This window comes from Mycolicibacter sp. MU0102, assembly GCF_963378105.1.
Lineage (GTDB): Bacteria > Actinomycetota > Actinomycetes > Mycobacteriales > Mycobacteriaceae > Mycobacterium > Mycobacterium holstebronense.
Genome location: NZ_OY726398.1, coordinates 1169017 through 1190283, shown reverse-complemented (window position 1 = coordinate 1190283; position 21267 = coordinate 1169017). Strand labels below are relative to the sequence as shown.

General features: G+C 67.9%; 17 protein-coding genes. 6 read left to right on the top strand and 11 right to left on the bottom strand.

Going from position 1 to position 21267, the window contains the following annotated elements; translation table 11 throughout:
* Positions 1-65 precede the first annotated feature (65 nt).
* Together RCP37_RS05645 and RCP37_RS05640 are read left to right on the top strand one after the other, a co-directional pair.
* Positions 66-944 carry a crotonase/enoyl-CoA hydratase family protein gene (locus RCP37_RS05645; protein ID WP_308485983.1) on the top strand — a complete coding sequence of 293 codons (879 nt, stop codon included), beginning with the start codon at positions 66-68 and terminating at the stop codon, positions 942-944.
* Positions 945-1228: 284 nt separating this feature from the next.
* Entirely contained in the window at positions 1229-5245 is a 4017-nt protein-coding gene (locus RCP37_RS05640) for a cation-translocating P-type ATPase (protein WP_308485982.1), read from the top strand.
* Here the strand turns inward: RCP37_RS05640 and RCP37_RS05635 are convergent.
* The 4 genes from RCP37_RS05635 to RCP37_RS05620 are packed head-to-tail and all read right to left on the bottom strand — an operon-like array spanning position 5242 to position 9186.
* Positions 5242-6069 carry a sterol desaturase family protein gene (locus RCP37_RS05635; protein ID WP_308485981.1) on the bottom strand — a complete coding sequence of 276 codons (828 nt, stop codon included), beginning with the start codon at positions 6067-6069 and terminating at the stop codon, positions 5242-5244. The two genes, RCP37_RS05640 and RCP37_RS05635, sit on opposite strands and share 4 nt — an antisense overlap.
* A gap of 4 nt (positions 6070-6073) precedes the next feature.
* Positions 6074-6790 carry a FadR/GntR family transcriptional regulator gene (locus tag RCP37_RS05630; RefSeq protein WP_308485980.1) on the bottom strand — a complete coding sequence of 239 codons (717 nt, stop codon included), beginning with the start codon at positions 6788-6790 and terminating at the stop codon, positions 6074-6076.
* A gap of 58 nt (positions 6791-6848) precedes the next feature.
* On the bottom strand, positions 6849-8591 hold the full coding sequence (locus RCP37_RS05625) for a DUF3556 domain-containing protein (protein ID WP_308485979.1): 1743 nt from the start codon (positions 8589-8591) through the stop codon (positions 6849-6851).
* 22 nt (positions 8592-8613) lie between these two features.
* A complete protein-coding gene (locus RCP37_RS05620) occupies positions 8614-9186 on the bottom strand; it encodes a TetR/AcrR family transcriptional regulator (protein WP_308485978.1) in 573 nt (190 codons plus the stop codon).
* A gap of 191 nt (positions 9187-9377) precedes the next feature.
* Here RCP37_RS05620 and RCP37_RS05615 point away from each other — a divergent pair, with 191 nt between their 5' ends.
* Positions 9378-10598, top strand: coding sequence for a cytochrome P450 (locus tag RCP37_RS05615; RefSeq protein ID WP_308485977.1), 1221 nt, complete (start codon positions 9378-9380; stop codon positions 10596-10598).
* On the opposite strand, the gene RCP37_RS05610 is transcribed toward RCP37_RS05615, so the two are convergent.
* The 4 genes from RCP37_RS05610 to prpD are packed head-to-tail and all read right to left on the bottom strand — an operon-like array spanning position 10582 to position 15326.
* Positions 10582-11742, bottom strand: a complete 1161-nt coding sequence (locus RCP37_RS05610; protein ID WP_308485976.1) for an acyl-CoA dehydrogenase family protein — start codon at positions 11740-11742, stop codon at positions 10582-10584. The genes RCP37_RS05615 and RCP37_RS05610 overlap by 17 nt on opposite strands.
* A gap of 28 nt (positions 11743-11770) precedes the next feature.
* The gene (locus RCP37_RS05605) at positions 11771-12913 is read right to left on the bottom strand and encodes a bifunctional 2-methylcitrate synthase/citrate synthase (RefSeq protein WP_308485975.1); all 1143 of its coding nucleotides are present in this window, start codon (positions 12911-12913) and stop codon (positions 11771-11773) included.
* Positions 12910-13824 (bottom strand): methylisocitrate lyase, encoded by a 915-nt coding sequence (prpB, locus tag RCP37_RS05600; protein WP_308485974.1) that lies wholly within the window; start codon positions 13822-13824, stop codon positions 12910-12912. Before prpB ends, RCP37_RS05605 begins: the two co-directional genes overlap by 4 nt.
* The gene (prpD, locus tag RCP37_RS05595) at positions 13821-15326 is read right to left on the bottom strand and encodes a 2-methylcitrate dehydratase PrpD (RefSeq protein WP_308485973.1); all 1506 of its coding nucleotides are present in this window, start codon (positions 15324-15326) and stop codon (positions 13821-13823) included. The genes prpB and prpD overlap by 4 nt, the downstream gene beginning before the upstream one ends.
* Before the next feature lie 120 nt (positions 15327-15446).
* Here prpD and RCP37_RS05590 point away from each other — a divergent pair, with 120 nt between their 5' ends.
* Entirely contained in the window at positions 15447-16892 is a 1446-nt protein-coding gene (locus RCP37_RS05590; RefSeq protein ID WP_308485972.1) for a short-chain fatty acyl-CoA regulator family protein, read from the top strand.
* Here RCP37_RS05590 and RCP37_RS05585 read toward each other — a convergent pair.
* From RCP37_RS05585 to RCP37_RS05575, 3 genes are read right to left on the bottom strand one after another with little or no spacing between them, the layout of a single operon-like run.
* Positions 16856-17374, bottom strand: a complete 519-nt coding sequence (locus RCP37_RS05585; RefSeq protein ID WP_308485971.1) for a DoxX family protein — start codon at positions 17372-17374, stop codon at positions 16856-16858. The two genes, RCP37_RS05590 and RCP37_RS05585, sit on opposite strands and share 37 nt — an antisense overlap.
* Before the next feature lie 9 nt (positions 17375-17383).
* The gene (locus RCP37_RS05580) at positions 17384-18610 is read right to left on the bottom strand and encodes a WS/DGAT/MGAT family O-acyltransferase (RefSeq protein ID WP_308485970.1); all 1227 of its coding nucleotides are present in this window, start codon (positions 18608-18610) and stop codon (positions 17384-17386) included.
* A 14-nt stretch (positions 18611-18624) separates the two neighbouring features.
* On the bottom strand, positions 18625-19515 hold the full coding sequence (locus tag RCP37_RS05575; RefSeq protein WP_308485969.1) for an alpha/beta fold hydrolase: 891 nt from the start codon (positions 19513-19515) through the stop codon (positions 18625-18627).
* A gap of 72 nt (positions 19516-19587) precedes the next feature.
* On the opposite strand from RCP37_RS05575, the gene RCP37_RS05570 reads away from it, so the two are divergent.
* Both RCP37_RS05570 and RCP37_RS05565 read left to right on the top strand, forming a co-directional pair.
* The gene (locus RCP37_RS05570) at positions 19588-20439 is read left to right on the top strand and encodes an alpha/beta fold hydrolase (RefSeq protein ID WP_308485968.1); all 852 of its coding nucleotides are present in this window, start codon (positions 19588-19590) and stop codon (positions 20437-20439) included.
* Entirely contained in the window at positions 20440-21267 is an 828-nt protein-coding gene (locus RCP37_RS05565; RefSeq protein WP_308485967.1) for an adenylate/guanylate cyclase domain-containing protein, read from the top strand.

Genomic DNA, 21267 nt, shown 5'->3' with positions numbered 1-21267 from the left:
GCGTTCCAGTGTTGGATCTCCCCCGGGGGCAGAGTCAACAGGTCGGTGCAACTAGCCTCGGGCAGATGGAGTTCAACACGCTGCGCCACGAGGTCGAAGACGGCATTCTCACCGTGTACCTGGACCGACCGGACAACCTCAACGCGTTCACCGTCGAAATGGCCGAGGAGCTGGAGCGCACCTTCGTCGAGGTCAACGACGACGACGCCGTTCGCGCGGTGATCGTCACCGGCTCCGGACGCGCGTTCTGCGCAGGCATGGACCTGTCGAGCTCGGGCAATGTGTTCGGGCTCGACGAGTCCAAGTCGCCGTCGCTGGCCGCCATGGCCGACCTCGACGATCCGGAGCTGGCCCGGGTGCGCGACACCGGCGGGCGGGTGACGCTGGCGATCTATGGCTGTCGCAAGCCGGTGATCGCCGCGGTCAACGGTGCGGCGGTCGGGATCGGCGCCACCATGATGCTGGCGATGGACGCCCGGCTGTTTTCGACCAAGGCGCGTTTCGGCCTGGTGTTCGGGAAGCTGGGCATCACCCCGGAGGCGTGTTCGACGTGGTTCCTGCCCCGCATCGTCGGTGTCCCAACGGCTTTGGACCTGCTGTACCGCGCCGACATTCTCGACGCCGAGGGGGCGCGCGCCTGTGGGATCGCCCAGTCCATCCACGAACCAGAGACACTGCTGGCGCAGGCGCGGGCGCTGGCCGACGCCTGGACCAAAGGCCGTTCGCCGGTGTCGTTCGCGCTGATCCGCCAGATGCTCTACCGCAACTCCGCGCAACCCGACCCCATCGAGGCGCACCGGGTGGACTCGCTGGCGATGTTCTACACCAGCATCGGCGACGGCGCCGACGGCGTGCGGGCCTTCCTGGAGAAGCGCGATCCCGACTTCACCGCGCGGGCCTCGGCCATGCCGCCGTTCTACGACGAGTGGGTCGGCAAGCACTAGGCATCACCAGACCCGGTGCGAGGTAAAGCATTCACCGGAACTTCAAATCGAATCTCGCGGACGTTCAGCCGACCGCCGCCAAGCGGCTCTAGCGTCGGCCGCGAAGGGGAGTAACTCCTACCCGCCGCACCCGTGGCGGATGTGAATGGTCGTCAATCCGGTGGGCCCGTCCCACCCGGTCATTCAGCGGACCTCTGACACACCGCGAGCCAGACCTTCGGACGATTGGCCATGTCGACCGAAGTTTTTGCCCGGCAGATTCGGTCGCCAAGCAAAGGAGACCGATGCCCCCCGCGATGCCTGTTCTCGCCGAAGACCTCATCCCGGCACTGGACGCGCTCTACGAGGCCGACCCCGACGACGACCCCGATAATCCACCGCCCCTTGGCGACCTATACGACGTCACCGAGGGGCGACCCACCCGCTCCACCCCCGAACCCGGCGACGGGTTGATCGCGGTCAGCAGCGCAGCGATGGCGGGTATCACCGCCGTCGGTATGGGCATCGCACTGGCCGGCCGCGCCCTGCGTATCCCCCGTCTGCCGGCCAGCATCCAGGGCGCCGTGATCGCCCTGGATCATCAGCCGCGGTTACGCCGCCTGATCGAGGAGCGAATCGGCAAGCGCGCCACCGATACTGCATTGGGGTTGGCGACCACCGCCGCCAATGCGCTCGCCGCAGCGCCGTCGATGGTGGCCGTGGACCTGGCAATCAACTCCTTCAAGGCTGCCGAAGCACGGGCCGAAGAACGGGCACGGACTCGACGTGAACCGCAATTGACCCGCCTGACCAGCCGGCCCCACGAACTGCCGGACCCGGCCCGCGATATCCGGCCGACTGGACCGGTCGAACGGCACTTGCTACGCGGCAGTTGGATTCAGGCGATCGGCGCGGCCGTGGTCGGTGCCGTCAGCCGCGACCCGAACCTGGCCGGAAACGCAGCGCTGGTTGCCGTACCGAAGGCTGTCCGGTCCACACAGGAATCATTCGCGGCGACTTTGGTCCGCGGCCTGGCCGACAACGACGAGGCCCTACAGCTGCACCCGGACGGCTTGCGTCAACTGGACCGCATCGATGTGGTGATCCTCGATCCGCGAGTGCTCCGCAGCGACACGTTGCGCCTGGTTCGGCTTCGCGGCGCCGGCGACAAGGATCTGACCATGTGGGAGCGCGCCCAGGCCATGCTGGCGGCGGACGACCTGCAGCCAGGCTGGCACTCAGTGGCCGGCACGGACCGCAACAACGGGTGGAACGGCACGGAGGCGCTCTTCGCACCGGCGCACCATCCGCTGGCGGCCTCGACGCTCGCCGAGACACAACGCGCTGACGTGCGGGTGGTTTCGGTGGACGACCCCGCCGGGCTGGGTGAGTTGCGGCCGGCGTTCGACGAGATCGCACCGGCGACCGGCAACTCGATCGACAACACCCTGCTCGACGCTGTGCGTCGCCATCAGCAGGACGGTCACAGCGTCGCACTGATCTCCTCGACGGCCAATCGAGCGCTGGCGGCCGCCGATCTCGGGGTGGGCATCCTGCCCGACGGTGCCGACGAGACCCAGCCATGGAGCGCGGACCTGATCGTGGATGATCTCGCCGGCGTATGGCGGGTGCTGCATGCGATCCCCGCAGCCAAAGCCGCCAGCAAACGGGGTGTCGAGTTGTCCATCGGCGCTTCGGCGATGGGTTCCCTGATGCTGATTCCGACCGTCCAGGGTCGCGGCCCCGAAGCGGTCGTCGTGGGCGCGGCGGCGGGCCTGTGGTCCGGATACCGGTTGGCGCGCACGGTGATCAATGCGCCGCTGCCCCGGCCGGTTCCCGTCGACGAGTGGCATGCCATGTCGGTCGAACGGGTTCGTGCCACGTTGGCATCATCGTCGGACCCCGCATCCGCTCGGATCGCCGCGGACGCGCAGCAACGCCACATGATCTGGCAATTCGTCGATGCGGTGCGTGAGGAATTGTCTGACCCGCTGACTCCGATTCTGGGGTTGGGTGCCACGGCCACTGCGATCCTGGGCTCGCCGATCGACGCCGCCCTGGTCTGCTCGGTGTTGGTCAGTAACGCGTTCCTGGCCGCCGGGCAACGCCTGAGTACCGAGCTGCGGCTCAATCGGCTGCTGGCCGAGCAGATCCCGCCTGCATGGAAGGTGACCATCCGGCCCGACGGCACCCGCGACCGCGTACAGGTGCTGCCCGACGAGCTGCACTGTGGTGACCTGATCGAAGTGGGGGCCAATGATGTGGTGCCTGCCGATGCCCGCCTGGTCGAGCAGGAGAAATTGGAGGTCGACGAAGCGTCGCTGACCGGTGAGTCGTTGCCGGTGACCAAGCAGATCGATGCCACCCCGGGCGCCGAGCTGGCTGAGCGGCGCTGCATGCTTTTCGCCGGCACCATCGTGGCGGCCGGAACGGGTCTGGCGTTGGTGACCGCGGTGGGTCCCGACACCGAGGTGCGCCGCGCCGCCGACCTGGTCACCAGCCGGCATCACGATATCGGGCTCGGTCATCAGCTCGGCCAGATCACCACCCGGATTTGGCCGCTGAGCCTGGTGGCCGGCGGCTTGGTCAGCGCATTCGGGCTGTTGCGCGGTACCGGGTTGCACCAGACAGCGACCGACGGTGTTTCGGTCGCCGTCGCCGCCGTCCCCGAGGGCATGCCGGTGGTGGCGACGCTGGCACAGCAGGCGTCGGCACGTCGACTCACCAAGTCCGGTGTACTGGTGCGGGTCCCGCGCTCGGTAGAAGCCCTCGGCCGGGTCGACGTGGTCTGTTTCGACAAGACCGGCACCCTCAGCGAAAACCGCCTACAGGTCACCGAGGTGCGCGCCGCCTCCGGTCAGTACCGCGACGACGTGCTGCGCTGCGCGCTGCACGCGACACCGGCCGCCAGGCCCCAAGGCCACGCCGACGCCACCGACTCGGCGATCGTGGCGGCGGCGGCGCCGGTGATCGGTGCCGCCGAACCGGATGGTGCCGACATTCATCTGCCGTTCCGTTCCGGGAGGCCGTTCTCAGCGTCGGTGATCGGGACCGAACTGACCATCAAGGGCGCCCCCGAGGTGCTGCTCGCCGCGTGCACAGATGTTGCGGCCGACGTCTATGACCTGGTCGAGCAGCTCGCGGCCGATGGACTGCGGGTCCTGGCGGTGGCCCGGCGCGAGCTCAGCCTCGAACAGGCGCAGTCACTTTCGGAAGACCCCGACGATCCCGACGCTCAGCCGGCTGCCATGGCTGCGCTGTGCACGGGCGGGCTGACTCTGGTCGGTTTCGTCGGCATCTCCGACACTCCGCGCGCCGGGTCGGCGGGCCTGCTGGCCGAGCTGTCCCGGCGGGAGGTGCCGGTTCGGATGATCACCGGCGATCATCCGACCACCGGGCGTGCGATCGCCCGCAAGATGGGTCTGCAGGTCACCGCCGAGCAGGTCATCACCGGCATGGAGTGGGAGGCCCTGTCGGGTAAGGAGCAGGAGCTCGCGGTGGCCGAACGGGTGGTCTTCGCCCGCATGTCACCGGCGAACAAGGTGCAGGTGGTGCAGGCCCTGGAACGCAGCGGCAAGGTGTCGGCGATGGTCGGCGACGGCGCCAACGACGCCGCGGCCATCCGCGCGGCCACCGTCGGGATCGGGATCGTCGCGCACGGCAGCGACGCCGCCCACACCGCCGCCGACGTGGTGCTGCTCGACGGCCGGATCGAGACACTGCTGGACGCTCTCAACGAGGGCAGCCAACTGTGGCAGCGGGTGCAGGCGGCGGTGGCGGTGCTGCTGGGCGGCAACGCCAGCGGCGCGGCATTCGCACTCCTTGGCTGCGCACTGACCGGCCGGGCTCCACTGAACACCCGCCAGTTGCTGCTGGTGAACATGGCGATCGACGCATTTCCCGCCACCGCGCTGGCGATCAGCCAACCGCGCCGCCCCATACCGTTCGGGGGGCGTGGCCCCGACGAGAAGGCGCTGATGCGCGCGGTGGCGCTGCGTGGCACCACCACCGCCGGCGCCACCGTCGCGGCGTGGATGATGGCCCGGCTCACCGGCTTTCCCCGACGCGCCGCCACGGTGGCCCTGGTCGCGTTCGTCACCACCCAGCTGAGCCAGACCCTGTTGGAGTCGCGCTCACCGCTGGTAGCGGTCACTGCGGGCGGTTCGTTCGCGGCGCTGGCGATCCTGATCAGCACACCGGGGGTCAGCCAGTTCCTCGGCTGCACACCGCTGGGTCCGATCGGCTGGGCCCAGGCGCTGGGATCGGCGGCGGTCGCCACCACCGCGGCGAGCATCGCACCCCGGTTCTTGTCGCGTGCCTAGCCGGCCGGCTGCCAACCCGGGCCGCGAAACAGGTGGCCCAGCGCGACACGCCAGCTGCGTGCCGCACGGATGTCGCGCCAGATCGCGACGTATTCGTGGGTGGCCACTCGCACCGGGTTGAACGTGTCGATGTTCTTGGTCAAGCCGTAGACGACGCGCTCGTCCTCGGGCTGGAAGGTGCCGAACAGCCGGTCCCAGACGATGAGGATTCCCCCGTAGTTCTTGTCGAGGTATTGGGCGTTCGCCCCGTGATGCACCCGGTGGTGCGACGGGGTGTTGAAGATGAATTCGATTGGCCGCCAGAGCTTGCCGACCCGCTCGGTGTGAATGAAGAACTGGTAGAGCAGACTGACCGACTGCTGCAGCAGGATCATCCACGGGGCGAATCCGGCGAACGCCAACAGGATCCAGAACGGCACCGCGGTGAACGGCGTCCAGGTCTGGCGCAGAGCGGTGGACAGGTTGTAGTGCTGACTGGAGTGGTGCACCACGTGGCTGGCCCAGAACACCCGGATGGTGTGGTGCGTGCGGTGATACCAGTAGTAGGCGACGTCGTCGGCGACGAACAGCGCGATCCAGGTCAGCGGGTTGGCGGCCGGCAGGTGAACCGGCGCCAGCAGATAGGCGCCGCTGAAGATCGCCAGCACCACCAGCTTCCACCCGATGTTGATGATCACGTTGCCGATGCCCATCGTCAGGCTGGTGCCGGTATCGCGTAGTTCGTAGCCGCGCTCGTCGTCGTCGGGCCGCACGGCGAACGACACGGCTTCCAATAGCAGGCAGAGCACGAAGACCGGGATTGCGTGCGCGATGAGGTCGAACATGCGACTATTCCTCTCCCTCGGCGCCGGCCTGGCAGGCCGTGACGAACCAGGTCAGCAACTCGTCGGCGAGGCGGTAAGCGGTGTTCTCGTCGGCGGCGGCGATCGCGGCGGCCAGGTCGATGTGTGCGCTGCGGTCGGCGAACTCGGCGGCCCCCAGCGCGTAGATCGCGTCGCGGCCAATCTCGTCGTAGGCGGCGACCAAGGTGTTGAGCGCCAACCGGTAGGCAATATTGCCGGACCCGTCAATTACGGCGATCCAGAACGCCAGGTCGGCATCGCTGACCGCGGTGAGATCCCCGGCGGTCGGGTATTCCGCGGCGGCCGCGGTGATCGCGGACCGCTGCTGTTCTGAGGCGTTCCGCGCGCACAGGCGTGCGGCGTCCGCGGCGATCGAGCGCCGCATCACTGCCACGTCGCCAATGATCTGGCGTGCCGGGATCGCCCCGGCGACGGCCAGTCCGGTCAGAGCGTCCAGGCCAGCGCTTTGGCGCCAGTCCAGCACCCGGGTCTTTCCGCCGTGGCTGATCCGGACCAGTCCCGCCTGCTGCAGCCGCTTGAGCGCTTCGCGGACCGCATGCCGGTTGACCTGCAGGGTCAGCGCCAGTTCGCGTTCCGACGGAAGGGGCTCACCGGCGGGCAGGCGTCCGGTCAATATCTCTTCGACGAGCCGCACGAAGATCGTGTCGGAGAGTGCGGTGCGGGAAATGGGCGCCAGATCCATGGTCTACATGGTCAGGCACCCCACCCTACTGGTCAACTGGTTATACCAGTTATCTGGGTCACACCGTGGCGGCGCGATCGACGTAGATCGGCACGTCGTCCTGCCAAGGCTGGCGCTGGACCATGTCCGCCACCTTGACGTGGCCGCGTTCGAACTCGCCGGTGGCGGCGTCCACCAGCCGGTACGCCTGGGTCTGCCGATGGATCGGCTGCGCATCGAGAATCACCACACGCACCTCCCCCGGCTCGAATCCGCAGCGCTGCTGCAGCGCCTCGATCAGCTGCTCGTTGGTCATGTGACCGTCGCCGAAGTTCCAGCCGATCGCGGTCGAACAGATCCGTTCCCCGTCGGTCAACGAGTAGTCGCTCTCGTCGCCGTCGGCCATCGCCCGGTGCGCCAGGCTGAACAGCGCCTTGCCGTGGGTGTTGAAGCCGCGGAACGCATATCCCATGTAGATCGGGATCTGGGCAGCCTCGGCGCTGCCGTAGAACCGTTCCAGCTGTGCAGCGGGCATGCTGGCGATCGCGACGATTCCCCGTGCGATCTTCTCTTCGGCCGACGGCTTCACGCACCACAGGGTGGTGTCCCAGTTGCCGGCGTAGTACCGCATGCCGGGAAGGAACGAAACCTTGTGCGGGAACAGGTTGCCCAGCACCACCGTGCCCGCACTGACGGCGAACAGCAGTCCCACCGCCAGTGGGTTGTTGACGTCGGAGAGCCCGAGGTCGGCGTGCGCGACGAACAGCGACAGCACCCCGAAGATCATGAACACGTTCCACTCCAGCGGCACCCCCATCGGGATCGCCGCCAGGATGCCGAGGTGGAAACAGACCATGACGAAAGCGGCGATCGCGGTGGGCAGGCCGCCGTGGCAGAAGAACAGCGGTAGCGGCACCAGCATCTCGATCGCCGTGCTCAGGTGCGCCAGCGCCTTCGACGGCCCACCGGGGCGCAGGTCTTCGGGGAAGTTCTTGAAGAAGGCGCGTTTGAGTGCCTTCGGCCGGATCAGCGGGTTGTTGCTCATCATCGTCGAGATCACGAACGGGAAGTGTCGGTTGAGTTTCGAGGTCGCCGCGCCCATCCAGATCACCATGAAGATCGCCTTGGCCGCGATGATCATGTCGACACCGGTGAACAGGAACGCCGCAGCCAGCGGCGCGTAGACCTCGCCGCGCGCGGCCAGGAAGATCACCTTGTCCCGCAAGCCGGCCAGCGCGAGGATCCCCAGAATCGTCAGGATCTGCCAGTGCGGCAACACCCCGACTTCGGTGTGCAGTGCGGGAATCGGGCCGGTCCCGTCGGAGACCAGTGCGACCAGCAGCATCACCAGCAGTGCGGCATACAGCGCGACGTCGACGGGGCTGCGGCCGGTTCCGGAGGTCAGCGGAATGCGCCGTGGCCACGGTGGCAGCCGGATGGTGCCCGGCCGCAGCCAGTACAGGATCGATCCCATCGGCGGGAAGAACCGGTTGTTGAGCGGGCCGAAGCCGCAGCCCAGGCCGATCACCTCGAACAGCATCGTGTAGAGCACGACCTTCTCGAAGACGATCGGTTCGCTCCACCACTGCCGCACCTCGGTGAAGCCGGCCACCCCTCCCACACCGGTTGTGCTCGCTGCGAACAGCCAGGCTCCCAGCACGTAGAGGCCGATCTTGAGCACGTAGAACAGGTGCAGCACCACCGGCGTGCCGAAACCCACCTCGGCCCAGTGCCGGGCCATCGGACGGATCTTCTCGCTGCGCGTGCCCTTGCTCCATTCGGCGAAGTCGACAACGGGCAGTTCAGGTTTGAGAAATCCCATGACGGCCAGACTAGAACGTGTTCTAGGTCTGTGCGGCGAAACCGTCCCCCGTGAAGGCCGGGGCGACGAAGCGCTCCAGAATCTGCTGCTCGGCCGCGGCATCCTCGATTGGCCAACACAACAGCGAAAGCACCACCCGCACGACCCATTGCGCGGCCTGTCGATCGTCCTCGCTCAGGCCGCTGAGATCGCGGGCGAAACCGGCGACCATGGGCGATGCGGCCAGTCGAGTCATCTCCTGTGCGCCGCGCACCGAGCCGACCATCGGTTGGACCAGCGGATCCGAGCGGATCCGCTGCAGTGCCGCCGCTATCGCGGCCACCACCCGTTCGGCCCCGCTGCGCCCGGCGACCGCCTGTCGCACGGCGTCCACGATGCGTGCGGCCGCCCGGGCCAGCACGGCATCGCGAATCTCGGCTTTGCCGCCGGCATGCCGGTAGATGGTGGCGCGCGAGCAGTGCACCCGGGCGGCCAAGGCATCGATATCGAGGGCGTCGATCCCGTCGCGAATTACCAGATCCATCGCGGCGGTGTAGATGCGTTCGGCGCCGGCGGTACGGCGGTCCTCGCCCACCAGCCAGTCATGCCCCGCCATCACGCGCCCCCATCTTGCACTCCCCCGCTGGAAACTTTATCTCAGTGTGAGACAGAAAATGGCTGAATTCTCACGGCGTCTGCAGGTCCGCGACTTGCGCTGAGACAACGCCCCGAAGTCGGCTCCGTCGGCGGCTTTCAACTTTGCGCAGCGCATTGACGCAGGTAGCACGCCCTGAGCAGCCTAGAGTCATGCCAGTAGGAATAGACCCGATCGGCCTGCGCCTGTTCGACGATGCGTGCATTCAGGACCCGTATCCGCTGTATGAGCGGATGATCACGCAGGCGCCCGTCCACCCGGTCGGTGATTCCGGCTTCTATCTCGTGTGCGGCTGGGATGCGGTCACCGACGCCGTGGCGCGAGTGCAGGACTTCTCCTCGAACCTGACCGGGACGATGCTCTATCAACCCGACGGCACGGTGGCCACGTTCCCGATGCCCGGACTCAACGACCCCACCCATGTGCTGGCCACCGCCGACGACCCGGCACACGCCGCGCACCGCAAGATGCTGGTGCCACAGCTGGCGGCCAAACGTATTCGCGCGTTGGAGCCCTTCATCTCCGAGACGTTGGATCAGCTATGGCACGACGGGGTCCGCGATGGGCGCATCGAGTGGATGAGCGCCGTCGCCAACCGGCTGCCGATGATGATCGTGGCGCGGCTGATCGGTGTGCCCGATGAGGACGTGGATCAGCTGGCGGCATGGGGTTACGCCGGTACCCAAGTGGTGGAGGGGTTGGTCGACGCCGACCAGCTCGCCAGCGCGGGTGTCGCCGTCATGGAGCTCGCGGGCTATATCAGCGACCACTTCGGGCGGGCCGCGCGCGATCCGCGCGACAACCTGCTCGGCGATCTGGCCACCGCCTGCGCCTCCGGCGCCCTCGACACCCTCACCGCCCAGGTCATGATGATCACCCTGTTCAGCGCCGGCGGCGAATCGACGGCATCGCTGATCGGTTCGGCCGCCTGGACTTTGGCGACGCGCCCGGAGATTCAGCGTCGGGTTCGCGAGTCACCGGAGCTGTTGAGCCCGTTCCTCGAAGAGGTGCTGCGGTGCGAATCGCCGTTTCGCGGTCACTACCGGCATGTCCGCCGGGACACCCGCCTCGGCGGGGTAGACCTGCCGGCCGGATCACGCCTGTTGCTGCTGTGGGGCGCAGCCAACCGGGACCCGTCGCGTTACGCCGAGCCGAACGAATTCCGCTTGGACCGTCCGCCGCAAAGTCACCTGGCCTTCGGCAAGGGCGCGCATTTCTGCGTCGGCGCCGCCCTGGCCCGCCAGGAGGCCAGAATCGTGATCGGCGAACTGCTGGCACGCACCGCACACATCGGCGTCGCGGAGGCCAGCCGTTGGCTGCCCAGCCTGTTGGTACGCCGGCTCGAGCACCTGGAGCTCACAGCGATCGGCTGATGATCTCCTTCATGATCTCGCTGGTGCCGCCGTAGATCCGGTTCACCCGCGAACCGGTGTACATGTTGGCGATCGGGTATTCGGCCATGTAGCCGTAGCCGCCGAAGATCTGCAGGCACTTGTCGACCACCTGATCGGATTTCTCCGCGGCGAACAGTTTGGCCATCGAGGCGGTCATCGGATCGTTCTTGCCGCCGACGTACTGGCTGATCGCGTAGTCGACCAGGGTTTTGATCGCGAGCGTGTCCGTCTTGCATTCGGCCAGCACGAATTTGGTGTGCTGAAAGTTGCCGATCGGCCGGCCGAACGCCTCGCGTTCCTTGGAGTAGCGGATGGCCTCCAGCACGGCGGCCTCGGCCAGTGCCGCGCACAGCGTCCCGATGATGAGCCGCTCGCGGGCCAGCTGGTCCATCAGCTGGTAGAAGCCCAGGCCTTCCTTCTCCCCGAGCAGGTTGGCGACCGGCACCCGCATGTCGGTGAAGAACAACTCTCGGGTGTCCTGGCCATGCTGTCCGATCTTCTGCAGCACCCGGCCACGTTCGAAGCCGGCCAGTCCGTTGGTCTCGGCGACGACCAGCGACACCCCGGCCGCCCCCTGGGACGGGTCGGTCTTGGCGACGATCACCAGCAGATCGCAGTGGGTCCCGTTGGAGATGAACGTCTTCGAGCCGTTGATGACGTAGTGGTCGCCGTCGCGCACCGCGGTGGTGCGCACCGACTGCAGATCCGAGCCGGTGCCCGGCTCGGTCATCGCGATGGCCAGCACCGCCTCACCGCTGATGACCTTGGGCAGCCAGCGTTTGCGTTGCTCGTCGTTGCCGTAGGCGTACAGGTAGTGCGCCACGATCGGCGAATGCACCGAGAAGCCGAAGCACTGGTCGTGGGCGTAGACCAGTTCTTCCTGGACCACCGAGTGCATGGCGTAGTCGCCGCCGGCTCCGCCGAACTCCTCGGGCAGATCCAGTCCCAGCAGCCCGGCGTCACCGGCCTTGTTCCAGAATTCGCGGTCCACACCGTGTTGGGCGACCCAGCGCTCCTGGTGCGGGGTGGCCTCCTTGCGCAGGAACTCCGCGGCGTGCTTGCGCAGTTCGCGGTGCTGGTCGGTCTCCCAGAGCGGGCGGTAATCGGGGAACAGTTGCGACATCCCCGGATGGTAGCCCCCGGGGCGAACCTCAGATCGCGCCGACGACGCGCTGCGGACTTCCCGAATAGGCACTCAGCGGACGGATCAGCGCGTTGGACGCGGTCTGCTCGATGATGTGCGCGGTCCACCCGGTGATGCGGCTCATCACGAACAGCGGGGTGAACATCGGGATGTCGAAGCCCATCAGGTAGTAGGCCGGACCGGTCGGGAAGTCCAGGTTGGGCTTGATCGCGGTGGCGGCGAACATCTCGGCCTCCAGGATCTGGTAGATGTCCAACCAGCGCTGGCCGCCGCGGGCCGCCACCACCCGCTCCAGCGCCGCCTTCATGGTCGGCACCCGGGAGTCACCGTGCTTGTACACCCGGTGCCCGAAGCCCATCACCTTGTCCTTGCGAGACAGCTTGCCGTGTAGCCACTCTGCGGCGTTGGCCGGCTCACCGATCTCGATCATGTCGTGCATGACCGCCTCGTTGGCCCCGCCGTGCAGCGAGCCCTTGAGCGCGCCGATGGCCGCGGTGACCGCGCTGTAGATGTCGGACTGGGTGGAGGTGACCACCCGCGCGGCGAAGGTGGACGCGTTGAAGCTGTGCTCGGCGTAGAGGGTCATGGACTGCTCGAATGCCTGCACGATCACCGGCTCGGGCACCTCACCGAAGCACATCCGCAGGAAGTTCTCCGAGTAGCCGAGGTGGCTGTGCGGCCCGATCGGGTCCAGCCCGCGCCGGCGGCGCATGTCCGCGGCCACGATCGTCGGCAGCACCGCGAACATCCGCAGCGCCTTGGCGAAGTTCGCCGACTCGGACGGATCGTCCTCTTCGGCGTCCTCGGCACCCAGGTAGCTGATCGCAGTGCGCACCACGTCCATCGGGTGGCAGTTCTCCGGGAGCTTTTCCACCAGCGACAGCAGCGACCGGTCCGCCCGCCGGGCCGCCCGCTCGCGCTGGCAGAACAGTGCCAGTTCGGCGTCGGTCGGCAGCTCACCGTGCCAGAGCAGGTAAGCGACCTGCTCGAAGCTGCAGTGCGCGGCCAGGTCCTGCACGGGATAGCCGCGGTAGGTCAGCGAGTTGGTCTCCGGCACCACTTTGGAGATCGACGTGGTGTCGACAACGACGCCTGCGAGTCCTTTACGGATTTCCGGCGCTGAGGCGGCGTCGGAGGGGGCGATCGTCATTGGGACGCTCCTAACGTGAAGTTGAAGATGTCGTCGTCGAACTGGCTGTACTCGGCGTATCGCAGCAACTCGTAGAGCCGACTGCGGTGCTGCATCTGGTCCAGAAGACCGGATTGCGTTCCGGCTGTGTCGATCTCCCGCAGCCCTACTTCGACGGCGAACATGGCCAGCCGCAGGGTGGTGACGGGATAGATGACGGCGTTGTAGCCGAGGTCGGTCAGTTGAGCGGCGGTGAGCAGCTCCGATTTGCCGAACTCGGTCATGTTGGCCAGCAGCGGAACATCCACTGCGGCTCGGAACTGTTCGAAATCGGCTGGCCCGCTTAGAGCTTCGGTGAAGATCAGGTCCGCTCCGGCGTCGGCGTAGGCCTTGGCCCGGTCGATCGCGGCCGAAAGCCCTTCGATGCCCGCGGCATCGGTGCGGGCGCAGATGATGAAGTTCGGGTCCCGGCGCGCGGCGACCGCGGCCCGCAGGCGCTTGACCATCTCGCTTGCCGGCACCACGGCTTTGCCGTCGAGGTGCCCGCACCGCTTGGGGTTGACCTGATCCTCGAGGTGACAGCCGGCCAGCCCGGCGTCTTCGAGCGCCGTGATGGTGCGGGCGGCACTCATCGGCTCGCCGAAGCCGGTGTCGGCGTCGATGAAGGTCGGTAGATCGGTGGCGGCCGCGATCTGCGCGCCGCGCCCGGCCACCTCGGTCAGCGTGGTCAGCCCGATGTCCGGCAGCCCCAGATCGGCCGAGAGCACCGCGCCGGAGACGTAGACGCCCTCGAAGCCGATCTCGGCAACCAGTTTGGCGACCAGGGGCGAGAACGCCCCCGGGAACCGTTGCAGCCGACCGGATTGCAGTCCGGCCCGAAAGTCTGCCCGCTTGTCTGCCGGGACCGCGGCGGCCCCGAGCAGCCCACTCACCGGAAGATCCCCTCAGGAGTCGCCGGCGCCTGGCTCAGCACCGCGGGCTCGACGACGATGTTGAGTTCGCCGAGCTGAGCACCGGAAAGCCCTGCCAGACCTTCTGCGGCGGCCAGGAACCGCTCCTGCTCGGCCGTGGTCACGATGCCCTCGGCGAGTTCGGTGAACTTGCCGATGTACTGCTTGCGTTCGAACGGCCGCGCCCCCAGCGGGTGCGCATCGGCGATCGCGAGCTCGTCGGTGATGACTTCCCCACTGGCCAGGGTGATCTCGGCGCGCGCTCCGAAGGCCTTCTCATTCGGGTCGGTCGAGTGATAGCGCCGGGTCCACTCCGGGTCCTCGACGGTGGAGATCTTGCGCCACAACGCGATGGTCTCGGGACGGTGCGCACGCTCCGGGGAGTACGACCGCACGTGGTGCCAGCTGCCGTCCTCCAGCGCGACGGCGAAGATGTACATCACCGAGTGGTCGAGGGTCTCCCGCGAGGCGTCCGGGTCGAACTTCTGCGGGTCGCCGGAGCCGGTGCCGATCACGTAGTGGGTGTGGTGGCTGGTGTGCAACCTGATCGTGGCTACCTGGCTCAGGTCACCGACCCGTTCCCGCAGCCGCTTGGCCAGGTCGATCAGCGCCTGGCTCTGGTATTCCGCGGAGTACTCCTTGGTGTAGGTGTCCAGGATGGCGCGCTTGGCCTCGCCGGGGCCGGGCAGCGGCACCTGGTAAGTGTGGTCTTTGCCCGACAGCATCCAGGCGATGACGCCGTCCTCGCCCTCCCAGATCGGAGCCGGTGCACCCTCACCGCGCATCGCCCGGTCCACGGCCTCGATGCCGACCTTGCCGGCCCAAGCCGGCGCGTAGGCCTTCCAGCTGGAGATCAGGCCCTTGCGGGACTGGCGGGTGGCGGTGGTCAGGTGCAGCGCCTGGCCGACCGCCTGGTAAATGACCTCGGTGTCCAGCCGCAGCATGGTGCCGATTCCGGCGGCCACCGACGGGCCGAGGTGCGCGACGTGGTCGATCTTGTGCTCGTGCAGGCAGATGCCCTTGACCAGGTCGACCTGGATCTCGTAGGCCGTGGCCAGGCCGCGGATCAGGTCGGCGCCGGAGAGGCCGAGCTGCTGGGCGACCGCCACCAGCGGCGGGATGTTGTCGCCGGGGTGCGAGTACTCCGCGGCCAGGAAGGTGTCGTGGAAGTCCAGTTCGCGCACCGCGGTGCCGTTGGCCCAGGCGGCCCACTCGGCGGAGTAGGTGCCCTCGATACCGAAGACCGCGGCACCTGGCTTCGACGGGTGCGCCTGAGCCTGCCGGCGAGCCACCGTCACCGGCCGACGCAGTACCGAGGCCGCACTGACCGACGCGTTGTCGATGATCCGGTTGATCACCATTGCCGCGGTGTCGTCGGGAACGGCCACCGGGTCGGCGGCCACTTGCGCGATCTTCCAGGCGAGGTGCTCGGAGCGGGGGAAGTCATCGGCACTGCGGCGGGTTTTCACGTCGTGTAGCTGCATGTTCCACACCCTACGCACGCCGGGCAAACCCCGATATACATGGGAAATGCGTATTAATGCGTCCTAAGTTGGCCAGAATTGCGAACCTTGCGAATGTCTTGGCGGGTTACGCTGCGTGACATGGCACCCACCACCACTCGGACGTTCGCCGGGGCGCGGCTGCGACGCCTGCGTGAGGATCGCGGCCTGACCCAAGTGGCACTGGCACGCGCCCTGAACCTGTCGACCAGCTATGTCAACCAGCTCGAGAACGACCAGCGGCCGATCACCGTACCGGTGCTGCTCGCGCTCACCGACCGGTTCAGCTTGCCCGCGCAGTATTTCTCCGGGGACGCCGATGCCCGACTGGTGGCCGACCTGCGCGACATGTTCACCGCAACGGCCGGCGAACATGCCGCCAGTGACAGTCAGATCGAGGAACTCGTCGCACGCATGCCCGACATCGGCAACAGCCTGCTGACCATGCATCGCCAGCTACGCGGGGCCACCGAGGAATTGGAGTCCTACCGGTCACAGATCTCCGGTGACTCGACCCAGTCAGTGGCCCGGCCCATGCCGTTCGAGGAAGTCCGCGACTTCTTCTACGACCGCAACAACTACATCGGCGAACTCGACAATGCCGCCGAGAAGCTGTTCGTCGAGAGCGGGATGCGCTTCGGCGGCTTAGACATTCAGCTGTCGACGCTGATGGCCGAGCGATTCGACATCACCGTGGCGATCGTCGACGACCTGCCCGCGGGAACCAAGCGGGTCTTCGACCCGGCGACTCGGGTGCTGCGCATCGCGCATTGGTTGCTGGCCGGTCAGCGGGCCTTCCAAATCGCCACCCAGCTGGCACTGCTGACCCAACAGGAGTTGATGTCGGAGATCGTGGCGCAAGACCAGTCGTTGAGCCCGGAATCCCGCGGTGTCGCCAAGATCGGGTTGGCCAACTACTTCGCGGGAGCGTTCCTGTTGCCGTATCGGCAGTTTCAGCGTTCCGCCACCGACCTGCGCTACGACATCGATCTGTTGGGACGCCGCTTCGAGGTCGGCTTTGAGACGGTGTGCCATCGCCTGTCGACCCTGCAGCAGCCCGGACGTCGCGGGGTGCCGTTCATCTTTGTGCGTACCGACAAGGCGGGAAACATCTCAAAGCGCCAGTCAGCCACTGCGTTTCACTTCAGCCGGGTCGGTGGCAGCTGTCCGCTGTGGGTGGTGCACGACGCGTTCAGCCAACCGGGCCGGATCGTCACCCAGGTGGCACAGATGCCCGACGGCCGCAAATACTTCTGGATCGCCACCACCACGCCGCCCGAGGGGCGCGGCTATCTGGGCCAGCACAAGACTTTCGCCGTCGGCTTGGGTTGCGACCTGGCGCACGCCGACAAGCTGGTGTACTCCACCGGCGTGGCCCTGGGTGACGCTGCCACCGTGGTGCCGATCGGGGCGGGTTGCAAGATCTGCGAACGCGAGGCGTGCCCGCAGCGCGCGTTCCCCTATCTGGGACGGCGGGTGGTCGTCGACGAGAACGCCGGCAGCGGGCTGCCCTACTCGCCGGTCGTGTCGACTGCACCCGGACGGTAGAACAGCGCCAGCTGGCCGATGGCGCCCGCCAGCCCAAGGCCGAGCGAGATCCACAGGCCCGGCCAGCCGTTCTTCCAGCAATGGCAGAACATCTGGTGGTCCACGCTGAGATAGCCCGGCCCGAGCATGGCCACCACGACGGCGCCGGTGGCCAGCACCAGGTTGTACTCCCAGCCGTTGGTCAGCACGAAGAAGCCGTTCGCGCGGTGCACGGTCCACACCGCCACCGCCATCAGGGCCACGAATCCGGCGGCGGCGATCGGGGTCAGCAGCCCCACCGCCAGCCCCAGCCCGGCGGCGATCTCCGCGGTCGCCGCCGTCACCGCCTGGAACTTGCCGTACTTCATCCCGATGCTTTCGAACCAGCCCGCGGTGCCGGGGATTCGGCCTCCGCCGAAGAACTTGTTGAATCCGTGCGCCGCCATAGTCAGACCGAGAACCAGACGCAGGAGCAGCAATGCGACATCAGCAGCAGTGACCATCTGCTCAAACTACAACGCGGCGTCCAGCAATCGCAGATATACCTCGATATCCTCGACCGCCGACTCGGCGGCATGCACGCTGATCACCACGGTGTCGCCGATGCCGTGCACCCCGTGGGTCAGGCCCATCGCCGGGGACAGCGCCGGGAACCCCGCGGTGAGCAGTACCGGCGCCGCACCGAAACGCAGGTCTTTGGCGCCGCGGTGCACGCTGGAGACCACGGTGTTGCCGGTGACCCGCTCCGGCCGGGCGTCGGGGTCGAAATTGGCTACCCCCCAGCGCAGCAGCGCCGCGGGCGTCGCGGCGAAGGCCCGATCGGCCGCGGCCGAAGCCGGGTGGCGGCCCCGCAGCCGGCCCCCGGCGATGTCGGCGGCGATCCGTTCGCAGCGGGCATCCTGGCCCAGGAGCGGGTACAGCCCGACCGGAATATTGCCGAAGTGGTTGTGGGCTTGGCGTTCACCGGTTTTGGCCATCGGCACTTCGGCGCCCAGTTCATCGCAGGGTCCGTCGAGATATTCCGACAGCGCCGCCGACACCGCTGACAGCACGGCCACGGTGACCGTCGGCCCGCGCAGTTCGGTGCGCTGCCGCACCAGGGTGCGCACTGTCCGGCCACCGGCCGGCCGGTTATTGGTGGCCAACGGCGGACGGTCACCGACTGGGGGCGGCAAGCGGCCCGCCGCAGTGTCCTCGACCCGGCTGCGGTGGGCCCGCGCCGCGACAACCGCACGCCACGGCAGGAGGCCGCGGCCCGGTGTTTGCACCCCAGGCACCGGTGCGGCCCGGCCGAACAGCCAGGCAGCCAACGCCGAAGCCCGCCCACCGTCGGCGAGAGCGTGCGCCACCTGCAGCACCAACACCGTGCCCGCGCCGCGGTGCCCGGGAATGTCGTGAACCGGCGCGAACACGTGCAACCGCCAGGGCCCCACTCGGACGTCGAGCTGGTCGTCGGTCAGGCGTACGACGGCATCCAGGCAACCGGCCCAACTGTCACCAGGGACCCGGATCGCGGCTACGTCCTCGCTGGGCTCGGTGATCGGCACCCATCGCGGGTAGCGCAGCGCACCGGCGTCGGCGACCCGGATGGTCAGGTCCGGGATCATTCGGGCTCGGTCGAGCACGCCTGCGATCGCGTCGTCGAGGTCGGCGGGCACCCCGGCGAAGGCGTACAGCAGGAACTGGTCGCTGGGGATCTTCGCGGACATCCAGTAGAACTGCGCGTCGATCGCCGTCATGGGGCGTCCAGGTGTCAGGCCAAGAATTGCAGCACCCGATCGGCGATCTCGTCGGGCTGTTCGAGTTGCAGGAAGTGGCCGGCGTTCTCGACGATGGCCACCGCACTGCCCGCAGGCAACGCCGGCTGCACCCACTGCGCCAACCCCGGCGACATGCAGCCATCGGTACGCCCGTGCAGGTACAGGGTCTGCAACCGTGGGAGCTGCAGCCAGTGGCGGTGCAGATCGGCGTAGCGATCGGGAGCCCGCAGACTACGCAGCGCCCGGTAGGGACCGAGTGCTGCGCGCCAGCCCTCCGGCGTTCCGATGGCCGCATCGACGTGCCGCAAATCCTCTTCGGCCGAGTACCCCGGCGACCACCGCCGCCACAACAGCGGCAGTACCCACGAGGCGGATCGGTCCGGCAGCCACGGCAGTTGGAAGTAGCTGATGTACCAGCTGCGCAGCAGTTGCGCCGGAACGCGGCTGGCCAGGGTCAGTCGGTCGGCCCCGCGGACCGCGCGCAGCGATGCCGGCGGCGGCACCGACATGATCACCGCCTTGGTGAACGGACTGTCCGGCAGCGCAGCCAGGCCGGTGGCGGCCATCGCGCCCCAGTCATGACCGATCACCACGTCGCGACCGGTCGCGCCGACGGCGGCGTGCACGCGCAGCGCGTCGTCCATCAGAGCGCCGATGTGGTAGCTGCCGTCAGAGGGAATCGACGACGGCGCGTAGCCCCGCATGAACGGTGCCACCACATGCCAGCCGGCCGCGACCAGGCGCGGCGCCAGCCGGCGCCATCCGTAGGCGGTGTCGGGAAACCCGTGCAGGCACAACGCCACCGGGTCACCCGGTGTCCCCCAACTCAGTGCCTTGAGCGCGACTCCGGGCGTAGACACGTCGATCCACCGCGGTTCAGTCATCACATACCCCCAAGACCGGGCAGGGCAGGCGTTTCTGTCCGCCCTGTCGTTCAAACTATCTACCATCTTGAGATGCGCACAGCCCAGACCGTCGAGTACGACGGCGTCGGCGGAGTAACGCTGGTCGCCGACGAGTGGAACCGGGGCGCCACCGAAGCCGCCGAACATCCGACGATCGTGATGCTGCACGGCGGCGGACAGAATCGGCACTCCTGGCACAAGACCGGCCAGATCCTGGCCGATCGCGGCTATCACGTCGTCGCACTCGACACCCGCGGCCACGGCGACAGCGACCGCGCACCCAACGCCGACTACGCCATCGAGACGCTCACCGCCGACGCCGTCGCGGTGATCGATGCGATCGGCCGGCCGGTGGCACTGATCGGGGCCAGCATGGGCGGACTGACCGGCATCCTGGTGGCCGATGAGGCCGGGCCGCAGCGGGTGACCAAGCTGGTGTTGGTCGACGTGGTGCCGCGGTACGAGAAGGACGGCAGCGCCCGGATCCGCGACTTCATGTTCAGCCACATCGACGGTTTCGACTCCCTGGAGCAGGCCGCCGACGCGGTGGCCGCCTACCTGCCGCACCGGGCCAAGCCCCGCAGTCCGGAGGGATTGAAGAAGAATCTGCGGTTCCGCGACGGCCGCTGGTACTGGCACTGGGATCCGGCGCTGATGACCAAACCCGGCGACGACCCGGCGTTGCGCACCGAGAAGATCGAGGCCGCCGCCATCGGGCTGCAGATCCCGATCCTGCTGATCCGCGGCAAGCTGTCCGACGTGGTCAGCGCCGAGGGTGTCGCGGACTTCCTCTCCAAGGTGCCCGGTGCGCGCCTCGTCGAGTTGTCCGACGCCGGGCACACCGCGGCCGGTGACGACAACGACGCCTTCAGCGCAGCCGTCGTCGAGTTCGTGTCCGGCTGAATGTTCGGGATCGGATGGCTGACGCCGACGCTGCTGGCGGCCGGTGTGCTGGCCGCGGTCGCGGTCGCCGAGGCCGTCGCCCTGGCGGTGTTGACCCGACAGCTGCGGACGACCCAAGCCGAGATCGAGGCGCTACGCGGCCGGGTCGACACCCGCAACCTGTTGCTGGCCGGCGGACGTGAGGCCGTCAAGACGGTGTGGCAGACCGCGAACCTGGTGCGCAAGCAGGGGTTTGGTGCGGCCGTGCGCAGTTCGATCGAAGACCTCGCCGACTGGGCGGAGGTGGAACGCCCCGATCTGGCCCGCCTGACCCCGAACGGGCATGTGGTGGTGCTGTTCACCGACATCGAGGGGTCCACCGCGCTCAACGAACGGATCGGCGATCGCGCCTGGGTGAAGCTGATCGCCCGGCACGACGAGATGGTGCAGCGGCTGGTCACCCAGCACTCCGGGCATGTGGTCAAGAGCCAAGGCGACGGCTTCATGATCGCCTTCGCCCAACCCGACCAGGCGGTGCGCTGCGCCATCGGCATCCAGCACGCGCTGGCTTCGCGACGCGGACGCAAACCGCAGCACCCGATCCGGGTCCGGATCGGGGTGCACATGGGCCGCTCGGTGCGCCGCGGTGATGACTTGTTCGGACGCAATGTCGCGATGGCCGCGCGGGTGGCCGCGGCCGCCGAGGGCGGCCAGATCCTGATCAGTGGACCGGTGCGCGACGCCGTCAAGGAATGCGACGACATCACCGTCGGTGCGGGCCGCGACGCCGAGCTGAAGGGCTTCGCCGGCACCCACCGCCTCTATGCCGTCGAGGTCACCACGGAGTAG

What these genes read in the sequence shown, in the direction of transcription:
- RCP37_RS05645 (WP_308485983.1), top strand. Translation starts at nt 66, where the DNA reads ATGGAGTTCAACACGCTGCGCCACGAGGTCGAAGACGGCATTCTCACC.
- RCP37_RS05635 (WP_308485981.1), bottom strand. Translation starts at nt 6,069, where the DNA reads ATGTTCGACCTCATCGCGCACGCAATCCCGGTCTTCGTGCTCTGCCTG.
- RCP37_RS05590 (WP_308485972.1), top strand. Translation starts at nt 15,447, where the DNA reads ATGGCACCCACCACCACTCGGACGTTCGCCGGGGCGCGGCTGCGACGC.
- RCP37_RS05570 (WP_308485968.1), top strand. Translation starts at nt 19,588, where the DNA reads ATGCGCACAGCCCAGACCGTCGAGTACGACGGCGTCGGCGGAGTAACG.
- RCP37_RS05620 (WP_308485978.1), bottom strand. Translation starts at nt 9,186, where the DNA reads ATGGCGGGGCATGACTGGCTGGTGGGCGAGGACCGCCGTACCGCCGGC.
- RCP37_RS05575 (WP_308485969.1), bottom strand. Translation starts at nt 19,515, where the DNA reads ATGACTGAACCGCGGTGGATCGACGTGTCTACGCCCGGAGTCGCGCTC.
- RCP37_RS05630 (WP_308485980.1), bottom strand. Translation starts at nt 6,790, where the DNA reads ATGGATCTGGCGCCCATTTCCCGCACCGCACTCTCCGACACGATCTTC.
- RCP37_RS05585 (WP_308485971.1), bottom strand. Translation starts at nt 17,374, where the DNA reads ATGGTCACTGCTGCTGATGTCGCATTGCTGCTCCTGCGTCTGGTTCTC.
- RCP37_RS05580 (WP_308485970.1), bottom strand. Translation starts at nt 18,610, where the DNA reads ATGACGGCGATCGACGCGCAGTTCTACTGGATGTCCGCGAAGATCCCC.
- RCP37_RS05640 (WP_308485982.1), top strand. Translation starts at nt 1,229, where the DNA reads ATGCCCCCCGCGATGCCTGTTCTCGCCGAAGACCTCATCCCGGCACTG.
- RCP37_RS05610 (WP_308485976.1), bottom strand. Translation starts at nt 11,742, where the DNA reads ATGTCGCAACTGTTCCCCGATTACCGCCCGCTCTGGGAGACCGACCAG.
- RCP37_RS05615 (WP_308485977.1), top strand. Translation starts at nt 9,378, where the DNA reads ATGCCAGTAGGAATAGACCCGATCGGCCTGCGCCTGTTCGACGATGCG.
- RCP37_RS05605 (WP_308485975.1), bottom strand. Translation starts at nt 12,913, where the DNA reads ATGACGATCGCCCCCTCCGACGCCGCCTCAGCGCCGGAAATCCGTAAA.
- RCP37_RS05625 (WP_308485979.1), bottom strand. Translation starts at nt 8,591, where the DNA reads ATGGGATTTCTCAAACCTGAACTGCCCGTTGTCGACTTCGCCGAATGG.
- prpD (WP_308485973.1), bottom strand. Translation starts at nt 15,326, where the DNA reads ATGCAGCTACACGACGTGAAAACCCGCCGCAGTGCCGATGACTTCCCC.
- RCP37_RS05565 (WP_308485967.1), top strand. Translation starts at nt 20,440, where the DNA reads ATGTTCGGGATCGGATGGCTGACGCCGACGCTGCTGGCGGCCGGTGTG.